This is a genomic window from Flavobacterium ardleyense, assembly GCF_042686085.1.
Classification (GTDB): Bacteria; Bacteroidota; Bacteroidia; order Flavobacteriales; family Flavobacteriaceae; genus Flavobacterium; species Flavobacterium ardleyense.
Genome location: NZ_JBHUOL010000018.1, coordinates 300,354 through 318,225, shown reverse-complemented (window position 1 = coordinate 318,225; position 17,872 = coordinate 300,354). Strand labels below are relative to the sequence as shown.

General features: G+C 31.2%; 20 protein-coding genes. 3 read left to right on the top strand and 17 right to left on the bottom strand.

Annotated features, from left to right (window positions below):
- Positions 1-3: 3 nt before the first annotated feature.
- The 13 genes from ACFSX9_RS11440 to ACFSX9_RS11380 all read right to left on the bottom strand — a co-directional run bounded on the left by ACFSX9_RS11440 (position 4) and on the right by ACFSX9_RS11380 (position 12,200).
- A complete protein-coding gene (locus tag ACFSX9_RS11440; RefSeq protein WP_379807763.1) occupies positions 4-552 on the bottom strand; it encodes a hypothetical protein in 549 nt (182 codons plus the stop codon).
- 70 nt (positions 553-622) lie between these two features.
- Complete coding sequence (locus ACFSX9_RS11435; RefSeq protein WP_379807761.1) at positions 623-1,213, bottom strand: hypothetical protein; 591 nt, start codon at positions 1,211-1,213, stop codon at positions 623-625.
- A gap of 4 nt (positions 1,214-1,217) precedes the next feature.
- The gene (locus ACFSX9_RS11430) at positions 1,218-1,892 is read right to left on the bottom strand and encodes a hypothetical protein (RefSeq protein WP_379807759.1); all 675 of its coding nucleotides are present in this window, start codon (positions 1,890-1,892) and stop codon (positions 1,218-1,220) included.
- 44 nt (positions 1,893-1,936) lie between these two features.
- Complete coding sequence (gene miaA, locus ACFSX9_RS11425; protein WP_379807757.1) at positions 1,937-2,857, bottom strand: tRNA (adenosine(37)-N6)-dimethylallyltransferase MiaA; 921 nt, start codon at positions 2,855-2,857, stop codon at positions 1,937-1,939.
- A gap of 1 nt (position 2,858) precedes the next feature.
- Positions 2,859-3,689, bottom strand: a complete 831-nt coding sequence (locus ACFSX9_RS11420) for an ion transporter (RefSeq protein WP_379807755.1) — start codon at positions 3,687-3,689, stop codon at positions 2,859-2,861.
- A gap of 18 nt (positions 3,690-3,707) precedes the next feature.
- The gene (locus ACFSX9_RS11415; RefSeq protein WP_379807753.1) at positions 3,708-5,069 is read right to left on the bottom strand and encodes an exonuclease domain-containing protein; all 1,362 of its coding nucleotides are present in this window, start codon (positions 5,067-5,069) and stop codon (positions 3,708-3,710) included.
- 305 nt (positions 5,070-5,374) lie between these two features.
- Entirely contained in the window at positions 5,375-6,040 is a 666-nt protein-coding gene (locus tag ACFSX9_RS11410; protein WP_379807751.1) for a YggS family pyridoxal phosphate-dependent enzyme, read from the bottom strand.
- Between the two features lie 68 nt (positions 6,041-6,108).
- Positions 6,109-7,032, bottom strand: a complete 924-nt coding sequence (locus ACFSX9_RS11405) for a virulence RhuM family protein (RefSeq protein WP_379807749.1) — start codon at positions 7,030-7,032, stop codon at positions 6,109-6,111.
- 123 nt (positions 7,033-7,155) lie between these two features.
- Positions 7,156-8,376 carry a DUF1015 domain-containing protein gene (locus tag ACFSX9_RS11400; protein WP_379807747.1) on the bottom strand — a complete coding sequence of 407 codons (1,221 nt, stop codon included), beginning with the start codon at positions 8,374-8,376 and terminating at the stop codon, positions 7,156-7,158.
- 92 nt (positions 8,377-8,468) lie between these two features.
- The gene (locus ACFSX9_RS11395) at positions 8,469-9,359 is read right to left on the bottom strand and encodes a 3-hydroxyacyl-CoA dehydrogenase family protein (RefSeq protein WP_379807745.1); all 891 of its coding nucleotides are present in this window, start codon (positions 9,357-9,359) and stop codon (positions 8,469-8,471) included.
- Between the two features lie 21 nt (positions 9,360-9,380).
- On the bottom strand, positions 9,381-10,238 hold the full coding sequence (locus tag ACFSX9_RS11390) for a hypothetical protein (RefSeq protein WP_379807743.1): 858 nt from the start codon (positions 10,236-10,238) through the stop codon (positions 9,381-9,383).
- Positions 10,231-11,232, bottom strand: coding sequence for a PDDEXK nuclease domain-containing protein (locus ACFSX9_RS11385; RefSeq protein WP_379807741.1), 1,002 nt, complete (start codon positions 11,230-11,232; stop codon positions 10,231-10,233). Before ACFSX9_RS11385 ends, ACFSX9_RS11390 begins: the two co-directional genes overlap by 8 nt.
- A gap of 2 nt (positions 11,233-11,234) precedes the next feature.
- Positions 11,235-12,200, bottom strand: a complete 966-nt coding sequence (locus ACFSX9_RS11380) for a Gfo/Idh/MocA family protein (protein WP_379807739.1) — start codon at positions 12,198-12,200, stop codon at positions 11,235-11,237.
- A gap of 131 nt (positions 12,201-12,331) precedes the next feature.
- On the opposite strand from ACFSX9_RS11380, the gene ACFSX9_RS11375 reads away from it, so the two are divergent.
- Complete coding sequence (locus ACFSX9_RS11375) at positions 12,332-12,973, top strand: protein-L-isoaspartate(D-aspartate) O-methyltransferase (protein ID WP_379807737.1); 642 nt, start codon at positions 12,332-12,334, stop codon at positions 12,971-12,973.
- Here the strand turns inward: ACFSX9_RS11375 and ACFSX9_RS11370 are convergent, their stop codons facing one another.
- Together ACFSX9_RS11370 and smpB are read right to left on the bottom strand one after the other, a co-directional pair.
- On the bottom strand, positions 12,974-13,336 hold the full coding sequence (locus tag ACFSX9_RS11370) for a helix-turn-helix domain-containing protein (RefSeq protein ID WP_379807735.1): 363 nt from the start codon (positions 13,334-13,336) through the stop codon (positions 12,974-12,976).
- A gap of 10 nt (positions 13,337-13,346) precedes the next feature.
- Entirely contained in the window at positions 13,347-13,799 is a 453-nt protein-coding gene (gene smpB / locus ACFSX9_RS11365) for an SsrA-binding protein SmpB (protein ID WP_379807733.1), read from the bottom strand.
- Between the two features lie 135 nt (positions 13,800-13,934).
- Here smpB and ACFSX9_RS11360 point away from each other — a divergent pair, with 135 nt between their 5' ends.
- Complete coding sequence (locus tag ACFSX9_RS11360) at positions 13,935-14,588, top strand: OmpW/AlkL family protein (protein ID WP_379807731.1); 654 nt, start codon at positions 13,935-13,937, stop codon at positions 14,586-14,588.
- Positions 14,589-14,751: 163 nt separating this feature from the next.
- Entirely contained in the window at positions 14,752-15,033 is a 282-nt protein-coding gene (locus ACFSX9_RS11355; protein ID WP_379807729.1) for a hypothetical protein, read from the top strand.
- 112 nt (positions 15,034-15,145) lie between these two features.
- Here the strand turns inward: ACFSX9_RS11355 and ACFSX9_RS11350 are convergent, their stop codons facing one another.
- Positions 15,146-16,711: a hypothetical protein gene (locus ACFSX9_RS11350; RefSeq protein WP_379807727.1), complete on the bottom strand. Its 1,566-nt coding sequence runs from the start codon at positions 16,709-16,711 to the stop codon at positions 15,146-15,148.
- 15 nt (positions 16,712-16,726) lie between these two features.
- Positions 16,727-17,869, bottom strand: coding sequence for an ABC transporter ATP-binding protein (locus ACFSX9_RS11345; protein WP_379807725.1), 1,143 nt, complete (start codon positions 17,867-17,869; stop codon positions 16,727-16,729).
- Positions 17,870-17,872 lie beyond the last annotated feature (3 nt).

Sequence of the window (17,872 nt, the reverse complement as noted above, 5' to 3'; positions counted from 1 at the left end):
ATATTATTCTACTGTAAAATTTATAGTTTGTTGATTATTGTTGCTAAGTGTAGTGCTAATGTCAAGTCCCTTATCGTCGCAATTCAAACCTTCATTTCTAAAGGTAGCTATTTTATAAAGATTTATTTTATACACTCCTGTTTCAAGTATCTTGATTCCAACTCTACTCTTTAAAACATCACCAACTTTTTCATATTCAAATAGATTGCAATTATTTATGCTACCATTTGTAATTTCTGTGGTGGTCGAATCTAAACAAAGATAAATTTCCGAATTATAAACTGATGATCGATAGAATTGAACACCCCAAGAATATTCTAAGGGATAACTAAATAAATCAATAGTTTCAGTTGGATTTTCAAAAGTTTGATTGCGATCTAAAGTGGAATTAAACCATATAATATCTCCAAGATTATACGTTGTCTGAAGATTTTCGACTGTAATTAAATTTGGCTTATAAATTTGCTTGATAGTTGGAAAACAAGGTTCTTCGCCCTCACATTTAAAAGCCAAAAGAGGAATTAACAGCAACAGAAGGAATAGTTTTTTCATTTTCGGTATTCTTAAAGTAAGTTTTATTAATTGCAAGATTGGTTCATAAAAGTTTGCGATGAATTTTATATTATTTTATTATTAATCCAACTGATATATTTATAGATTGAGAATTATTAAAATAATCTTCATATGCTGGAGTTGTATCAACTTTTAAAAAGCTATAATTGTAGCCAACATTTGTAAAAATTGACAGCGTTTTGTTAAGCTTATAAATTACATCAGAAGAAATACCGATTTGGGTTCCGTTTTGACTTCCATAAAATTTACTTCCATCTTTTTGCCTAAGTTGTATGCCTGCAATTTTAAACTGAGGTTCAAATGCTATTTTATTGTTAGTATACAATTGGTAACTAATTACTCCTCCTAAACTATTGCTGTTGGTTTTGGAAATGTTTCCACCAATCTCTTTGTCGATTACTTTTTGTGTAGTTTTTTCGAATTGAAAGCCTAATTTAAAATTTTTGTAAGTAATAAAGTTGAATTTTAAAGAACCTCCAATTCCATCATTATGTCCTTTTGATAAATAATTATCACCTGAATAGAATTGGGATGAAAATGCGAAACTTGCTTCTGGAGTAAATTCAATTTGTTCTTTCTTTTCAGTTTGACTCCACGCCATTGTTGAAAAAAGTACTAATAACACTATGCTTTTTTTCATTTTTTTAATAATTTAAATTATAATTAATTAAAGGCGATGAATCAATTAAAATTGTGTCTTCAACAATTTCATCGACATTTGTAGCATAATTTTTCAAGGTATATCTAATAATTATATTCTGGTTTTTGACGACTTTTTTATTTATTTCATTGTACAAATAATTTATTTCCATAGGATTTAGAAATTCAATTTCATTTGCAACTTCTCCTATATATTCGATGCGAACTAATTCCTTATTTGTATTTATTCGATTAGCAGTAACTGTTAAAAGCGCTAAGTTTGAAATATCGTAGATTTTTTGGATTCCTAAGTTCAATTCGTAATTTATAAAATTGTCGACCTGAATATTTCTCAATTGTTTTTCATTGTATTGATTTTGTTGTTCATTAATAACAATGATAATTTCAGAATAGTTTGCTTTAGGTTTTGGAATTGCTAGTGTAAAGGCACCATCTGAATTGGTTTTTGCTTTCCCAATAAAATTACTCTCTGAAGGAACTGACCATACAAAAGAATTTGAAGCCGATTCTCTGCTAACAAATAATTTTATATCTTTATTTTTGATAGGATCATTATTATCATCAAGAATAATCCCTTTGACAATTAACTTTGTTTCGCCGTCGTATTCAATTTCACAAGCAGTAAATACAAATAAAAGTAAAATCACTATTTTTTTCATTTTCTATGTTTTAGTTAAGATGAATTTATTTAGGATAGGTTGCGTTACTTTACAAATGTTTCAATTAAATTTATAACTCCCTCTTTATCTGCTATATAATTAAACCATTTTACATTTTCTACGCGTTTAAACCACGTAATTTGGCGTTTTGCAAAGCGTCTGGTGTTCATTTTAATTTGTTCAACAGCAAAATCTAAAGTTGTCGTTCCGTCAAAGTAGTCGAATAGTTCACGATATCCAACGGTTTGTAAGGCATTCAATTGTTTATTTGGATAGAGTGTTTGTGCTTCTTCCAAAAGTCCTTCCTTTAGCATGATGTGCACGCGCTGGTTTATTCTATTGTACATCACATCGCGATCAGCTTCCAAGCCAATAACGATAGGAATAAAGTTTCTATTATTTTTTCGCTTTCCAATAAAACTCGAATACGGTTTTCCACTTCCCAAACACACTTCAACAAAACGTTTCATTCGTTGAGGATTTTGCAAGGTTTGCGGATTTTCAAAAGTAAGTTTTTGGTAATATTCCGAGTCTAATTGCTGTAATTGTTCTTGTAAATAGTCAATTCCTGAAACTTCAAATTGCTGATTTATAGTTGCTCTTACAGATGGTTCAATTTCTGGAAATTCATCAAAGCCTTTCAAAACTGCATCTACATATAATCCTGATCCACCAACCATAATTTGAACGTTATTTTTAGCAAATAATTCGTCTAATTTGGATAAGGCTTCTTGTTCGAAATCACCCACTGAATAACTTTCGAAAATAGATTTATTTTGAATAAAATGGTGTGCAGCTGCAGCTAATTCTTCTGCATTCGGAACAGCCGTACCAATTTTCATCTCTTTATAAAACTGACGACTATCGCACGAAATAATGTCGCATCCAAAATGCTTTGCCAATGTGATGCTCAAAGCAGTTTTTCCAATGGCAGTAGGACCTATAATGGTAATTAAATAATTCATTTTATAATTTAGAACCGCATTTCTGACAGAATTTAGCATTATTCAAATGCTTACTGCTGTTACATTTCTGACAAACGGTATTTTCACTTTCATTACTTCTAAGCGTATTTTTAGCCATTTCAGCCGTAACAATTCCTGTAGGAACGGCAATTACACCATATCCCATAATCATTACAAACGATGCGATGAATTGTCCAAGTGGCGTAATTGGAGTAATATCACCAAAACCAACAGTTGTGAGCGTCACAATACACCAATAAATCGAAACAGGAATACTAGTAAATCCGGCTTGTTCGCCTTCCACCACATACATTACCGATCCAATTATAATACAACTGATCAACATAAAATACATAAAAACCAAAATTCGACCTCGACTGGCAATGATAGAATCTCGTAAATGTGTAGATTGATTTGAGAACTGCGGATGATTTAGGATTTTGAATAATCGCAACAATCGTAAGGCTCTAATAACTGAAAACACACTAGAACCTGCCACAAAAAATGACAAATACATTGGTAAAATAGCAATTAAATCTATTATTCCGTAAAAACTTAAAATGTAGGTTTTAGGTTTTTTTAAGGTAATGATTCTTAATACATATTCAATGGTAAAAAAGAAGGTAATTATCCATTCAAGACGAATTAAATACCAGTGGTAATTTGCATCAAAACCTTTAATGGTTTCTAACATTACTAATATAACGCTCAGCAATATTAAACCTAACAAAACTAAATCAAAAAAACGTCCAGCAGCTGTATTGGTTCCGTAGATTATAATATGCGTTTTCTGCTTAAATATCTCGAATTTTGATTTGATCACATTCCTCATAGAAACAAATTTACATAATTAAAAAGTAATAATTTTATGCATCTTATTTTTGCGCATATAGGACTGAATGATCGTTTTTGTATCGCGATTGTTTTGCATTGAAATGATAATATTTCTTAAAATTTCAATATTGCTCACCTGATAATTTAATGCATAAAAACAATACCCTTTATAAACGCCATTTTCTATTAAAATTGCAGATCGTTCATCATATGTTCTTCCCTTATCAATTACAATCATATTGCTTTTGTCAAAAGAATTTTTGTCGATGAATTCCAAAACGCGTTCGTTGTATGTTGCCGGCGCTTCTTTACTTATGCATGCACCGTGGCATTCCTCAATTTTATACTGAAAACAATCGTTTTTAGTTTCGTATAAGCCATTTATTTTCTGACATAAATTATACTTTTCGGTGATTCTAAAAAGTGCATTTTTTCCTTCTTGCAACGAGGTAAATGCTGTAATTTCTTTTTTTCGACCATCTGCTTTATCAACGCTTAGCGCGATATAACCCGCTTCCGTCTTATGTTGATATAAAGCATAAGGGAAAATACTCTTACGCTGGGCTTTATTGTAGATAGGTTTATTTACTTTTATCTCTTCGCTCTCTTTTAAAAGCGCGATTAATTCACTACCAGTTTCTTCAAAAGTAACGGCATAAACTTCGTTTTGTATTTTTTTACTTCTGCTAGATGTCCCTGTGAAATGTTGATTGACACGCTTTTTGATGTTTCTGCTTTTACCAATATAAATTAAATCTCCTTTTTCATTATGAATGTAATAAATCCCCACTTTTGAAGGAAGGTTTTCCACAATATCCAACAATTTTGGAGACATTCCTGATTTGATTTCCGTTTTAATGAAACTTTTTACGATTTCTTTTTCAAGATCTTTAGATAACAACAACTTGAATAATTTTACCGTTGCCATTGCATCGCCATTCGCTCTGTGACGGTCGGCCATCGGAATTCCCAAGGCGCGGACCAATTTTCCTAAACTATAAGATTCTTGTTCGGGAATTAATTTTTTAGATAATTCAACAGTACAAAGGGTTTGTTTTTTGAAGTCGAAACCCAAGCGTCTGAATTCAGTTTTTAAAATTCGGTAATCAAATGACGCGTTGTGTGCAACAATAACACAGCCTTCTGTCATTTCGATTATTCTTTTTGCAACTTCAAAAAATTTGGGTGCACTTCGAAGCATGGCATTATTAATACCCGTTAATTTCACCACAAACGGCTGAATTGGCTTTTCCGGATTCACTAAACTGATGAATTGATCTACTACTTCGTGACCATCATATTTGTAAATGGCAATTTCAGTAATACCTTCTTCGTTAAATTGACCTCCTGTGGTTTCTATGTCGAGTATTGCGTACATATTCAATGGCAATTTCAAAATACAATGTTCAATTTCAATGACAAAGTCCAATTAATAGCATATTAAGAAGATCTAATTTTGTTATTGCAATTGATATTGCTCTTGAACTATTTTTTATTAATTATCATTTTTAAAGCTACAAAATTTAGCTTTTCAACTTATCGTAAAAGTATATTTCTTAGAAAGAGTACACATTCATTCACAAACTTAACGAATCTATCTTCAAAAGCGAAAATTTTTTCACTAAATGGATTATGTTCAGTCTATTTTCTAGTTAATTTTTGAAATTGAAATTGATCATAATTCTAATTTCTACCTCCGAATATACTGCTTCCTATACGAACCATTGTGCTTCCGCATGAAATAGCAAGTTTATAATCGCCTGACATTCCCATAGATAATGTAGAGAAGCGGTTAATTGCGTCTTTATTATTAATGGTTTCAAAAATAGTTTTCAAATGTTTGAATTCCTTTTCAATTTGATTTTGATTTTCTGTAAATGTTGCCATTCCCATCAAGCCCACAATATTTACATTCTCGTATAATTCTTTCTCATTCTGAACCTGATTCAGAATCTCATTCAATTCATTTTCATCCAATCCAAATTTACTTTCTTCTTCCGCAATATAAATTTGCAATAAAACATCAATTACACGATTGTGTTTTTTGGCTTGTTTGTTAATTTCTTGCAATAATTTCAAACTATCAACGCCATGAATCAAACTCACATATTCCGCCATAAATTTGACTTTGTTCGTCTGCACGTGACCAATCATGTGCCATTGAATATCTTTTGGCATTTCTTCCCATTTCTCCGTCATTTCTTGGATTTTGTTTTCTCCAAAAATACGTTGGCCCGTTTCATAAGCTTCCATTAAATCCGCCACTGGTTTGGTTTTTGATACGGCGACAAGTGTTACATTTTCCGGAAGAGACGCTTTTATTTTAGTAAGGTTGTTTGTGATTGACATTATTTTTTTAATTTTTTTATACTTTCATCTAAGTCAGAAATAAATTTTTTGTCTTGCAAAATTCTAAATTATTCGTATTCAGTGTGGGCTTTATCAATTGCTTGGTCGTGCGATATTTTTCCTGCATTTGGTAAAATCTCTAAACTGTTACTTTCTAAGAATTTATTTGTTCTTTCTAACCAATCTATCATATTCATTATTTGCTTTCTTCTAGCTTGAAATTCAGCTAAATCTAAAAAAGCACTTACTAATAAATTCAAATCTCCAATTTCATTTTCGTTGAGATAATTTTTAGCAATTGAAACATCGCTTTTTAGAATTTTTCCATTTGGTGAATTTTTCCAAGTGGCTAAACCCATAAAATCTTTTGCTTTATCAGCTCTATCAAAAATAATTTCAGCTGCTGTTTTTCCTGAAATAGCGAAATGGAGTTTATTTTGTACCATTTTAAAAAACAGTTTAGTTTCTTCTGTATTTTTTGAATAATCGGAACTACATTGTTCGAAAATATCACCTAATTTTTGGTATAATCTTCTTTCGCTAGAACGAATTTCTCTGATTCGCTCCAGTAATTCATCAAAATAATCTATCCCAAAAGGTTTTCCGTTTTTCAACATTTCATCGTTTAAAACAAAACCTTTGATGATTAATTCTTTTAAATTTTGTGTTGCCCAGATCCTAAATTGCGTAGCTTCTTTAGAATTGACCCGGTAACCAACGGCTATAATAGCATCAAAATTGTAGAATTCCACTTTTCTTTTAACGTTTCTGTCTCCTTCAATTTGAACTGTTTCCAAAATGGAAATAGTTGCTTCCTTTTGGAGCTCGTTTTCTTGAAAAATGTTATTTAAGTGCTTGCTAATTGCTGGGACTTCAACTCCAAAAAGTTGAGAAATCATTTTTTGTGAAAGCCAAAAACTTTCATTGAAGTAAGTAACGTTAATCGTTACATGCTGTTTTTCAGTTTTGTAAAATAAAATATTGTTTTGCATGGCGTAAATTTTTATAAAAATAGTCAATTTGAATTATTTTACAAAGAGATATTTCTGGAGCACAAATTTTCAAATATTTTATTAATTTCTATAATCTGTTTTGCTATTTATTTTTAATGGAATTTAAAGTTCATAAACCACTAATCCACTTCTGAATTTAGGTTCAATATACGTACTTTTTGGTGGCATTATTAAATTATTATCGGCCAAGGTTTTAATCTCTTTAATATCAGAAGGGTAGAGCATAAAGCCAACTTCAAATTCGCCTTCGTCAATTAATTCTTTAATCACTAAAATAGATTGTTTGCCAGGAATGTAATCAATGCGTTCATCATTACGTAAGTCTTCGATTCCTAATAACGGGTGCAAAACTTTATCGTATAATATTTGGGCATCAAGATTGTCTAAAATACCGTTTTCGTTTTTATCATTGAATTGGTAAAATAATGCGTAAAAACTTCCGTCTAAATACATTCCAAATTCATATTTATTTTGAGGTTTCCACAATTCTTGGTCTTTATCTTCTATTTTGAAATGTTCCGAAAGCTTCTTCAGGAATTCATCTTTTGTTAATCCATTCAAATCACGAATTAATCGGTTGAATTCGTAAATTTTGATGTTGCTTTCGGCAATTAAAAAACTCATAAAATAATTTAGGTTTTTATTTCCTAAATGCTTGTCTTGCTGATATAGTAATTCGGCGGAGGCGGAGCGATGATGTCCATCAGCAATATATAAATTTGGAATTTTCTCAAAATGTTCTTGTAAAAAATCAATTTCACTTTGTGTATCAATTTTCCAAAGCGTGTGTTTTTCCTTATTAGTTGTTGAAAATTCGTAAATAGCTTCACTATTTTTACGCAACGAAATAAAAGTATTGATTTCTACACTATCTGGATAAGTGATTAAAACAGGTTCCGTATTAAAATGCGTTTGATGCAAATAATCTTTGAACAGTTCCACACGATATTGTAGAGTATCTTCGTGCTTTTTGATTACATTATTTTGATAATCTTCTACCGAAGTTCCTGCGATAATTCCAGTAAATGTTTGACCTTTCGCCTGAATTTCGTACAGATAAAAAACAGGATCTTCTTCTGAAAATAATATTTTTTCCTGTTTGAAATCTTGATACTTAAGGGCAACACCTCTAAAACGCTTGTCCAACGTGATTTTTTGAGCATTGGCATAAGCCGGATGAATGACGTGTAAAAATGAATACGGATTATAATCCAACCAAGAGGCAAGCTCCGCCGAACTATAAGTGTCATAGGTTTTGCAAGTAACTAAAGCTACTTTATCAGCCACCGGACGAACCGCTTTAAAAGGAATTATTTTTGCCATTTTTCTTAACCACTAAGGTCACAAAGTTAGCACAAGGAACACGAAGATTTACCGAGCTTAGCGCACTCTTCGTGTTCTTTGTGGTTATAATATTATTTTGAAAATTGTTTAGAAACTTTCTCTGCTTTTTTACTTTCGGAATAATCGTAGAAACCTTCACCAGATTTTACACCTAATTTTCCTGCCATTACCATATTCACTAATAAAGGACAAGGTGCATATTTTGGATTTTTAAAGCCGTCATACATCACATTTAAGATCGATAAGCAAACGTCAAGTCCTATAAAATCAGCTAATTGCAAGGGACCCATTGGATGCGCCATTCCTAATTTCATAACCGTGTCAATTTCTTGAACGCCAGCAACTCCATTGTATAAAGTTTCAATCGATTCATTAATCATCGGCATTAAAATACGATTTGCTACAAATCCTGGATAATCGTTAACTTCTGTTGGTGTTTTACCAAGTTTAGTTGATAAATCCATAATGATTTTAGTCACTTCATCCGAAGTTGAATACCCACGAATGATTTCAACTAATTTCATAATTGGCACCGGATTCATAAAATGCATGCCAATTACGCGCTCTGGATGAACTACTTGTGCAGCAATTTGCGTGATAGAAATGGACGAAGTATTTGATGCTAAAATTACATTATGGTCGCAAACATCGCTCAATTGCTTGAAGATGTTCATTTTTAAACCAACGTTTTCTGTTGCTGCTTCAACCACTAGATCACAACCTACAACACCATCTTTGATATCCGTGTAAGTAATGATGTTTCCAATTGTTTTGTATTTATCGTCTTCTGTGATCGTTCCTTTAGTAACCATTCGGTCTAAGTTATTAGCAATAGTTGCCATTCCTTTTTCCAAAGATTTCTCTGAGATATCAATTAATTTTACGGTAAATCCGCTTTGTGCAAACGTATGAGCAATTCCGTTTCCCATTGTTCCTGCTCCAATTACAGCTATTTGTTTCATTATATATTGTTTATTTTTTAATTATTCTTCATCGGATATTGTATATTCTCCGTACTCATTTTTAATATATTTTTCAATGTACGAGTTTAGTAAAAATTCGTCTTCTATAATATTAATTTTTTCTAAATCTAATTCTTTTAAATTAGTGTACGAAACGGTTTTATCTATTTGTCCTTTAATATTAAATTTTTCAGGAAGTTCAAGAATATGTGCTTTATAAATCGCGTCTGTTTCTGCGTTGTCAATTATGAGGACGTCAAGGCGGTAGTATTCTCCTGATTTTGATGTCCCATCAGAACTCGCAGATATTTGAAATCCACTAGAAGTCTCAATTTGTATGATTCTAGTATCTAAATCCCATTGGTACGAAAGGTGGTCGTAATGCGAATCTATTAAAAATTCATACTTTGTTTGACCGTGCATTTCTCTGAAATTCTTTATAAAAGCATCTCGGTCTTTTTTAGAGTCGAATCTGGATTCGGCGTAATATGCGATCGGCTTTTTATCTAGATTTGCTAATACGAAAATTCTGTTAAAATATTGATTTCCTATTCGTGCAACGCTATCTATTTGGCGCGTTTTATATAAATATCCCAATTCTTTAGTTGGTAAATTAATTTTAAAAACCTCGCCCAAATAGCTTTCTATCTTATACTTAAATATTGTATCTGATAACCAATTTTTATCGGTTGTGTCAACTTCAATTTCATAAAAATAAAATGGTTTTTTAGCAAATAAATTAGAAATATCTTCTTTAAAATCTATTTTTTCTAGATCAAATTTGCAATTTTCCTCCAAGACGGTAGGTTGCTGAATTATTGTTTCTTTTTCGTTGCAAGAAATTAAAACTAAAGCGAAAATTATAAGTAGTTTATTCATTTTTTATATTTTCTATTTCTTTTCTAATTTCTGTTAACAGTTGTTCTTCAGACGGAAGGATCAAATCATACTGACTTGCTAAAATAGTTTTATTATTCTCAGGCAAGCTGAATTTTACGACTTCATTATTCTTATCTGTACAAAGTAAAACACCAATTGTTGCTTTTTCATGTTCTAATTTTTCAACACGATCAAAGTAGTTGACATACATTTGAAGTTGGCCTAAATCTTCGTGGGTTAGCTTTTGTGTTTTTATTTCAAACAATACAAAACATTGTAAAATGCGATTGTAAAACACTAGATCAACATAAAAATCATCACCATCCAGATGAAGCCTTTTTTGACGCGCCACAAATGAAAACCCATTTCCTAACTCTAATAAAAAGTCTTGTAAATGTGTAATTATTGCTTGCTCTAAATCTTTTTCATAATACGCACTTTCGCGTTTCAATCCTAAAAACTCTAAAACCATCGGGTCTTTAATAATTTCATTTGGATTTGAAGGAATTGCTTCATTTCGAGCTACAGCTAAAACACTTTCTTTGTCATTACTTAGAAGCAAGCGTTCAAAAAGCTGACTGTTTATTTGGCGTTCCATTTGCCGAACCGACCAATTATTCTTTACGGTTTCACCGATATAATATTCCCTTTTATCTTCGTCATTAATACGTATCAATGATTTATAATGTGTCCAACTCAATTGTGTCCGCAGTGAGTCCACAATTGGAAATGTTCTGTAAAATTGTCGATATCTATTAAGTTCTCTGTATGAAAAACCACTTCCAAATTCAGGTTGCAATTGTTCTGAAAGATATTTAATTACATATTCACCATAATTAGCACGTTCTTTTCCGTCTTGTTCTTCATTAAAAATACGTTCACCAATATGCCAATATAAAAGCGTTCGCTGAAAATCAACCGAACGAATCGCTGTCTGTTTTGCAGAAGCAATTAAGTTTTTTATATCGAGAATTAAATTGATGTTCGACAGCATTTTTATCTTTTCATTGATTCGATAATCATGTAAGCAACTCTCAACGCCTCGGTTCCATCTTCTAAAGTTACGATTGGCGTTGTATCGTTATTGATAGCAGCTGCAAATGATTCTAATTCGTCTAAAATTGCGTTGTTTGCCAAAATATTTGGATTATCAAAATAGATTTGTTTTTTCTCGCCTTCTGCATTTTGTAAAATCATATCGAAATCACCTGGAACTTCTGGAGCTTCTTTCATTTTTACGACTTCGCAAATCTTATCTAAATAATCTACAGAAATGTAAGCATCCTTTTGAAAGAAACGTGATTTACGCATGTTTTTCATTGATATTCTGCTCGAAGTTACATTGGCAACACAGCCGTTTTCAAATTCAATTCGAGCATTTGCAATATCTGGCGATTGGCTTAACACCGAAACACCGCTTGCATGAACCGATTTTACTTTCGATTTTACTACACTTAAAATGGCATCGATATCGTGAATCATCAAATCTAAAACCACCGGGACATCAGTTCCACGAGGATTAAATTCGGCCAAACGATGCGTTTCTATGAACATCGGATTTTTAATTTGATCTTTCACAGCCGTAAAAGCTGGATTAAAACGTTCTACGTGTCCAACTTGTCCTTTTACGTTATATTTATTAGCTAAAGCAATAATTTCTTCAGCTTCTTCAACTGTATTTGAAATTGGTTTTTCAATGAAAATATGTTTTCCAGCTTCTATAACTTGTTTCGCACAATCAAAATGTTGCATTGTTGGGGTAACAATATCTACAACATCAACTGCAGCAATCAAATCAGCAATAGAATCGAATTTTTTATAGCCAAATTCAGTCGCCACTTTGTTCGCATTTTCTTCAAAAGCGTCGTAAAAACCAACTAATTCATATTTATTTGATTGATTTAACAAGCGTAAATGTATTTTTCCAAGATGACCAGCACCTAAAACTCCAACTTTTAGCATATGAAAGTATTTTCAACAAAAATACATATTTGTTTGTTGTTTTCCTTTTATATAAGGAGTTTTTTTCGGAATTTGCAATTTGTTTATTGACATTTAAAGGCTAATTTTACCAAAAATAATTCTGACTCAAATTGAAAGATACGAATAAACACCAAGGACTTCGAAATCAACTTGTAAAGCAGTTGCAAGACAAAGGAATTACCGATAATAATGTGTTAAGCGCTATTGGTGAAATTCCGCGTCATCTGTTTTTAAACTCTAGTTTCGAAGATTTTGCCTATCAAGACAAGGCATTTCCTATTGGTGCGGATCAAACGATTTCCCAACCTTATACCGTAGCTTTTCAATCTCAATTATTAGAACTACAAAAAAATCATAAAGTCCTAGAAATTGGAACTGGAAGTGGTTATCAAACAGCAGTTTTATGTAAAATGGGTGCAAGCGTGTATTCAATTGAAAGACAGAATGAATTGTTTAAAAAGACTTCACGATTATTACCAAATATGGGAATTCGACCTAAGAAATTAATATTTGGTGATGGTTATAAAGGACTTGAAGTTGACGCACCTTTTGATAGTATTATTGTAACTGCTGGTGCACCTTTTATTCCGCAGCCGTTGATGGCGCAATTAAAAATAGGAGGTAGGCTCGTAATTCCTGTGGGTGATAAAGAACAGATTATGACGTTGTTAATTCGTAAAAACGAAACCCAATTTGAAAAACACGAATTTGGTGATTTTAAATTTGTACCGCTTTTAGAGAATAAAAACTAGTTACTTCAAACCTGTTAATCTTTGTTTTAAAGCTTCAATTTCATCTAAAATTTCGTCAATTTTATTATCCTGATTTTCTTTTACAACCTCAATTCCTTTTTCCTGAAGTATTTGGCTAATTGCTTGAATAGCAAATTGATTGAAATCTAAATTGTTCAATAATTTCGATTTATACCAAGCTACTAAAAGCGTGGAAAGTTCAATTTCTAAGACAAAAGCAATCGTTTGAATTTGTTTTTTAGTGGGAATACGATATCCATTTTCAAATTTACTAATCAACGCTTGGTCGATTTTTGTCAATTCAGCCAGTTTTCGAGTTGAAAATCCTTTATCAATACGCGCTTGTTTTAGAATTTCTTTCATATTACTATGATTAGAAACTTTTCTTAATTCGGTCTAAATCTCTCTTAGTATCTTGTTCTTTCAGTGTTTCACGTTTATCGTAATTCTTTTTACCTCTACATAAGGCAATGTCTAATTTAGCCATTCCTTTTTCATTGGTAAACAGACGAAGTGGCACAATAGTTAATCCCTTATTGTCCGAATCTTTGAAAAGTTTTTTCAACTCCTTTTTGTTTAAAAGTAGTTTTCGTTCACTTTTTGCTCGGTGATTGTATTGATGGCCAAATAAATACTCTTCAATAGTAGAATTGATCACGAATAATTCACCATTGTGAAATTCGCAGAAACTTTCAGCAATAGAAGCTTTTCCTAATCGGATCGACTTTATTTCTGTTCCTGATAAAACAATTCCAGCCGTATATTTATCGAGAATTTCATAATCGAATTTGGCTCTTTTATTAAGTATGTTTATTGTTTTTAGCATTTGACAAATGTAAAGGAAATATCTAGGATTTTAAAGCTAAATCTACAAATTAATAATTTTCATTCTATGATTTATATCAGTCTTTGGAGTTAAGAATGCCATTACATTTGTCCTATAATTTTAAAGAAATTAAAAATGAAAAGAATAGTTTTTGCAATCATGGCAATTTCATTAATGACTGTAAATTTTGTTAATGCACAAAATTCAAATGAATTTAAAAAATGGCAAGTTAGAGTTAGAGGAGTTGGTGTTGTTACCCCAAGCCAAAGCGCTAAAATTGGAATTATCGGTGGAGATGTTCAAATTTCAGATACTTTTATTCCAGAATTAGATTTTACATACTTTTTTACAGAACATTTTGCTGCAGAATTAATTTTAGGAACGGCTAAACACGATGTAAAAGCAATTAATACCGTTGCAGGTGAGATTGACCTTGGAAGTGCTTGGTTATTACCTCCAACATTAACAGCACAATATCACTTTTATGTATCTGACAAAAAAATAGTGAAACCTTATATTGGAGCTGGTATAAATTATACCTTGTTTTACAATGTAAAATCGGGAGCAGTTGCTGATGTTAAGTACGATAATGCTTTAGGATATGCAGCACAAATGGGAATTGATCTAAATATTACGGATTCTTTCTTTATTAATATTGATGCAAAGCGTTTGTTCTTAAAAACGGATGTTACAGTTGATGCAACTAATTTAGTACCGGATTTAATTGTTCCAGCTGAAGTAACGATTGACCCTTGGTTATTTGGAATTGGAGTAGGAATGAGATTCTAAGTTAAACAATACATTTATAAAGTAAAAAAAGAGATTCTTGTACAATCTCTTTTTTTGTATGCTAAAAGCTGCCATTAAAAAAATAAGAATTTTATTATTTTGCAAAATGTATTTGTCTGTGTTTTTTTACTAATTTTATCCCGATAACCTAACCAATTAATGTATGACGACAGAATTTCAACTAATAGATAAAGAAGCAGTGAAAGAGTTACATTTCCCTAATGCGGAAGTTTTAACTGAAAAGCAGGCTATCATGCAACGAATGAATGACTTAGATAGAGCTTTGTCATTAGGTAATCTAGAACATGGTAAGATTAAGATCTTTTTTGAAGATGATATTTCTAAAAAGTCTATTGAAACCACCATTTGGGGAGTAACGGATAGTCGTGTTATTTTAAAACAAGGATTGGTAATTCCGGTAAATAGAATTCATAAAATCGTGTAATCCTCACGATTATAAAAAAGTATAGCGACAAAAACAAAAAATCCCGAGCAATCGGGATTTTTTTTGATTCTACTTTTTAGTAATGATTATTTTAAGAACTTAGTTTTCTTAGCTAGTCTTCAGCTATTCCTTTCCAATTTCTTATTACTTTCGAAACTAAAAACAAAATGACAACCGATAAAATAAAGTTTGCACACATCATTTGAACTTGATGCTCTCTTAACCAATCATGAACAGGTGATTCAAGTTGTTGGTAATAATCATTTACATAATAATTAGGTTTGAACATTTCAATAATTAAAAAGTAAATGATTGGAATAATTAAAGTGAAAGACCAGAGTGCTATATTAAGTGCAATTCTACTTAATTTCAAACTTTTGTTACTGAAATATATTAAAAAGAAATAAATTATAATTCCTATAATAGTGGCTAATATTTGGTAAGGATATAAAATTCCTTCACTAAAAATAGCAGTAATAATACCTGTAATTAAATTAATAATACCTACTACAACAATTGCAATTAACCAACTTTTTCCCGAAGTTACTCTGAAAGAGAAAATCAACAGTGACAATCCTAATACACCATATAAAAAACCTAATAACAATTCAATTTCAACAAAAATATCAGTGTGGGCATCAGAAACAGTATCATATTTATCTTTTAAAACATCTTGTTGTACATAATATTTTGAGTAATTATTTTGATTGAAGTCCGCCGGCCGTTCAGTTCTATAATGATATGAATTGTAACGGTCTGCTTCATTTTCCTTTAAATAAGGTTGAATTCGAAGATATTCTGTAAATTCTGGAGCGCTATACATTATTTCAAACCATTTATTTAAATCTAAATTAGTCGCTAAATTATGTTCCCGAATTATATTTAAGTAATCCGTCATCAATTTTTTTACTTCAATTTCATTTTTAGTAACTAACCAATTATTTATTTGGATTTTATTCAATGAATCTTGTTCTCTTGAAATTACTGAGAACTCAAAAACATTTCGGTTTAACAGAGAATATTCGTCATACATTCTATTGTTGAAAATAATATAATCTTTATAAATAGTTTCCTGTATGGCCTCATCTACGTATTCCATATTTATAATTGCTTCTTCTGCGCTTTCTGCTGCAGACGTTGCCACGTCATAAACATTATTTCTTAGAATTTTATTTCCCGAGCTATCAATTAATCCAGAAGCTAGTGAATCGATTTCTGTTGATCCAAAACTTCCATCAATAAAAACATCAGCAGTACTAATTGTTTTACATCTTTTTGTAGTTTCTTCTAAAGAATAATAACTTTTTTGATGCAATTGTTTTCCAACTTTAAAAGGGATGAAAAACGTTGCCAGTAAAAAACAAATTGTAAATATTTGCAACCATTCAAAAAACAAGCTGTATTTAGATTTGCTGTAAAACGATTTCAGCGCGTTATTTTTAAAATAGGCCACAAGCCATAAAATCAGGATAATAACTGCCGCTAAAATACCAATCAGCATGCAATATGCCATAATATCGATTATGATTTTCCCTGAAAAATCGATAGTTCCATCTATGTAACCTAATCCAAAAAATAGGATTTGAAATATAATACCAATTGTAATCATTGGAATAAATTTAGTATTCCAAAGCAATGGATATTTTAATAATAATTTTTTCTGTATATCTTTAAACATGAGATTTTTTAATTTTTAGTTCACAAAAAAGCGACGCGTTGAATTTGAAATATTTCGCATATAATTCATTGGAATTGAATGATTAACAACAATTTTCATAAAATCATTAATGCTTATATTTTCAGGAAATGTTGCAATATAAGTTCCTCCATTTTGAACCAGCGAAACAATATCAATTGGGCTAAATAGTTGTTTTAAATCACTCAGGTTAAGTGAACTTTCAAATTCTATGATGCAATTCTTGTTAGCTTCATTTTCATCTAATAAGTTCTTCTGAGCACCACGTTTTAAAAACACTACTTGATTAGATGTTTTTTCCACTTCATACAATTGTTGTGAACTTAATACAATCGCTATCGGTCTAAAAGCAGAGTTGGCAATGTTTCTAAAATCATCTAGAACAGTCTGTTGCGCTAGAATATCCAGGTTAGCCAAGGGTTCGTCAATTAATAAGATTTTTGGTTTTCTTAATAACATTCGAGCCAGTTCAAAACGCATTTTATAACCAGACGATAAGTTATTCCACGAATGGTTTCTAAATTTACGCAAGCCTAAACGTGTAATTACTAAATCCACTACCAAATTATTTTCTTCGGGTAAAAACCCATAACAACTTGCAGTAAATTCTAAATTTTCGTACATCGAACCACGCCATGTATCTGTTCTTTGTGGAATATAGACTAGCTTCGAACGAAGATCATACAAATCATCATATTTGAAATTATACTTTATTGTTCCGGAAGAGGGATGTAATTCTCCACAAATACTTCGCAATAAAGTCGTTTTTCCATTTCCGTTTTCACCAACTAAACCAATTATTTCTCCTGTTTTTATATCGAGGTTTATTGGACCTAATCCAAAAGAAGAATTGTAGACTTTTTGCAGATTCTGAACCGATATTATAGTTTGATGTTCATGACATTCTTTTTTAGTTAGAATAGTATGAAGTTCGGTAAGTAAATCTGAAAGCTTTTGTGTTTTTTCAACTTCGTTGCTTTCGTTGCTGTCATGCCAATTTAAAAAGGTATTTGTTTTTTGATACTGTACAATATCTTCAGTATCTAAGGTAAAATCGATAATGCGTTTGATTACTTTGTTGTAATCTTTAAATTCTAAAAGTTCTTTAACTTCTCGAAATTGTCTTTCAAATTCAGTCATATA

Excerpts from the sequence above, each read along its gene's own strand:
- ACFSX9_RS11440 (WP_379807763.1), bottom strand. The coding sequence starts at position 552 with ATGAAAAAACTATTCCTTCTGTTGCTGTTAATTCCTCTTTTGGCTTTT.
- ACFSX9_RS11435 (WP_379807761.1), bottom strand. The coding sequence starts at position 1,213 with ATGAAAAAAAGCATAGTGTTATTAGTACTTTTTTCAACAATGGCGTGG.
- ACFSX9_RS11430 (WP_379807759.1), bottom strand. The coding sequence starts at position 1,892 with ATGAAAAAAATAGTGATTTTACTTTTATTTGTATTTACTGCTTGTGAA.
- miaA (WP_379807757.1), bottom strand. The coding sequence starts at position 2,857 with ATGAATTATTTAATTACCATTATAGGTCCTACTGCCATTGGAAAAACT.
- ACFSX9_RS11420 (WP_379807755.1), bottom strand. The coding sequence starts at position 3,689 with ATGAGGAATGTGATCAAATCAAAATTCGAGATATTTAAGCAGAAAACG.
- ACFSX9_RS11415 (WP_379807753.1), bottom strand. The coding sequence starts at position 5,069 with ATGTACGCAATACTCGACATAGAAACCACAGGAGGTCAATTTAACGAA.
- ACFSX9_RS11410 (WP_379807751.1), bottom strand. The coding sequence starts at position 6,040 with ATGTCAATCACAAACAACCTTACTAAAATAAAAGCGTCTCTTCCGGAA.
- ACFSX9_RS11405 (WP_379807749.1), bottom strand. The coding sequence starts at position 7,032 with ATGCAAAACAATATTTTATTTTACAAAACTGAAAAACAGCATGTAACG.
- ACFSX9_RS11400 (WP_379807747.1), bottom strand. The coding sequence starts at position 8,376 with ATGGCAAAAATAATTCCTTTTAAAGCGGTTCGTCCGGTGGCTGATAAA.
- ACFSX9_RS11395 (WP_379807745.1), bottom strand. The coding sequence starts at position 9,359 with ATGAAACAAATAGCTGTAATTGGAGCAGGAACAATGGGAAACGGAATT.
- ACFSX9_RS11390 (WP_379807743.1), bottom strand. The coding sequence starts at position 10,238 with ATGAATAAACTACTTATAATTTTCGCTTTAGTTTTAATTTCTTGCAAC.
- ACFSX9_RS11385 (WP_379807741.1), bottom strand. The coding sequence starts at position 11,232 with ATGCTGTCGAACATCAATTTAATTCTCGATATAAAAAACTTAATTGCT.
- ACFSX9_RS11380 (WP_379807739.1), bottom strand. The coding sequence starts at position 12,200 with ATGCTAAAAGTTGGAGTTTTAGGTGCTGGTCATCTTGGAAAAATACAT.
- ACFSX9_RS11370 (WP_379807735.1), bottom strand. The coding sequence starts at position 13,336 with ATGAAAGAAATTCTAAAACAAGCGCGTATTGATAAAGGATTTTCAACT.
- smpB (WP_379807733.1), bottom strand. The coding sequence starts at position 13,799 with ATGCTAAAAACAATAAACATACTTAATAAAAGAGCCAAATTCGATTAT.
- ACFSX9_RS11360 (WP_379807731.1), top strand. The coding sequence starts at position 13,935 with ATGAAAAGAATAGTTTTTGCAATCATGGCAATTTCATTAATGACTGTA.
- ACFSX9_RS11355 (WP_379807729.1), top strand. The coding sequence starts at position 14,752 with ATGACGACAGAATTTCAACTAATAGATAAAGAAGCAGTGAAAGAGTTA.
- ACFSX9_RS11350 (WP_379807727.1), bottom strand. The coding sequence starts at position 16,711 with ATGTTTAAAGATATACAGAAAAAATTATTATTAAAATATCCATTGCTT.
- ACFSX9_RS11345 (WP_379807725.1), bottom strand. The coding sequence starts at position 17,869 with ATGACTGAATTTGAAAGACAATTTCGAGAAGTTAAAGAACTTTTAGAA.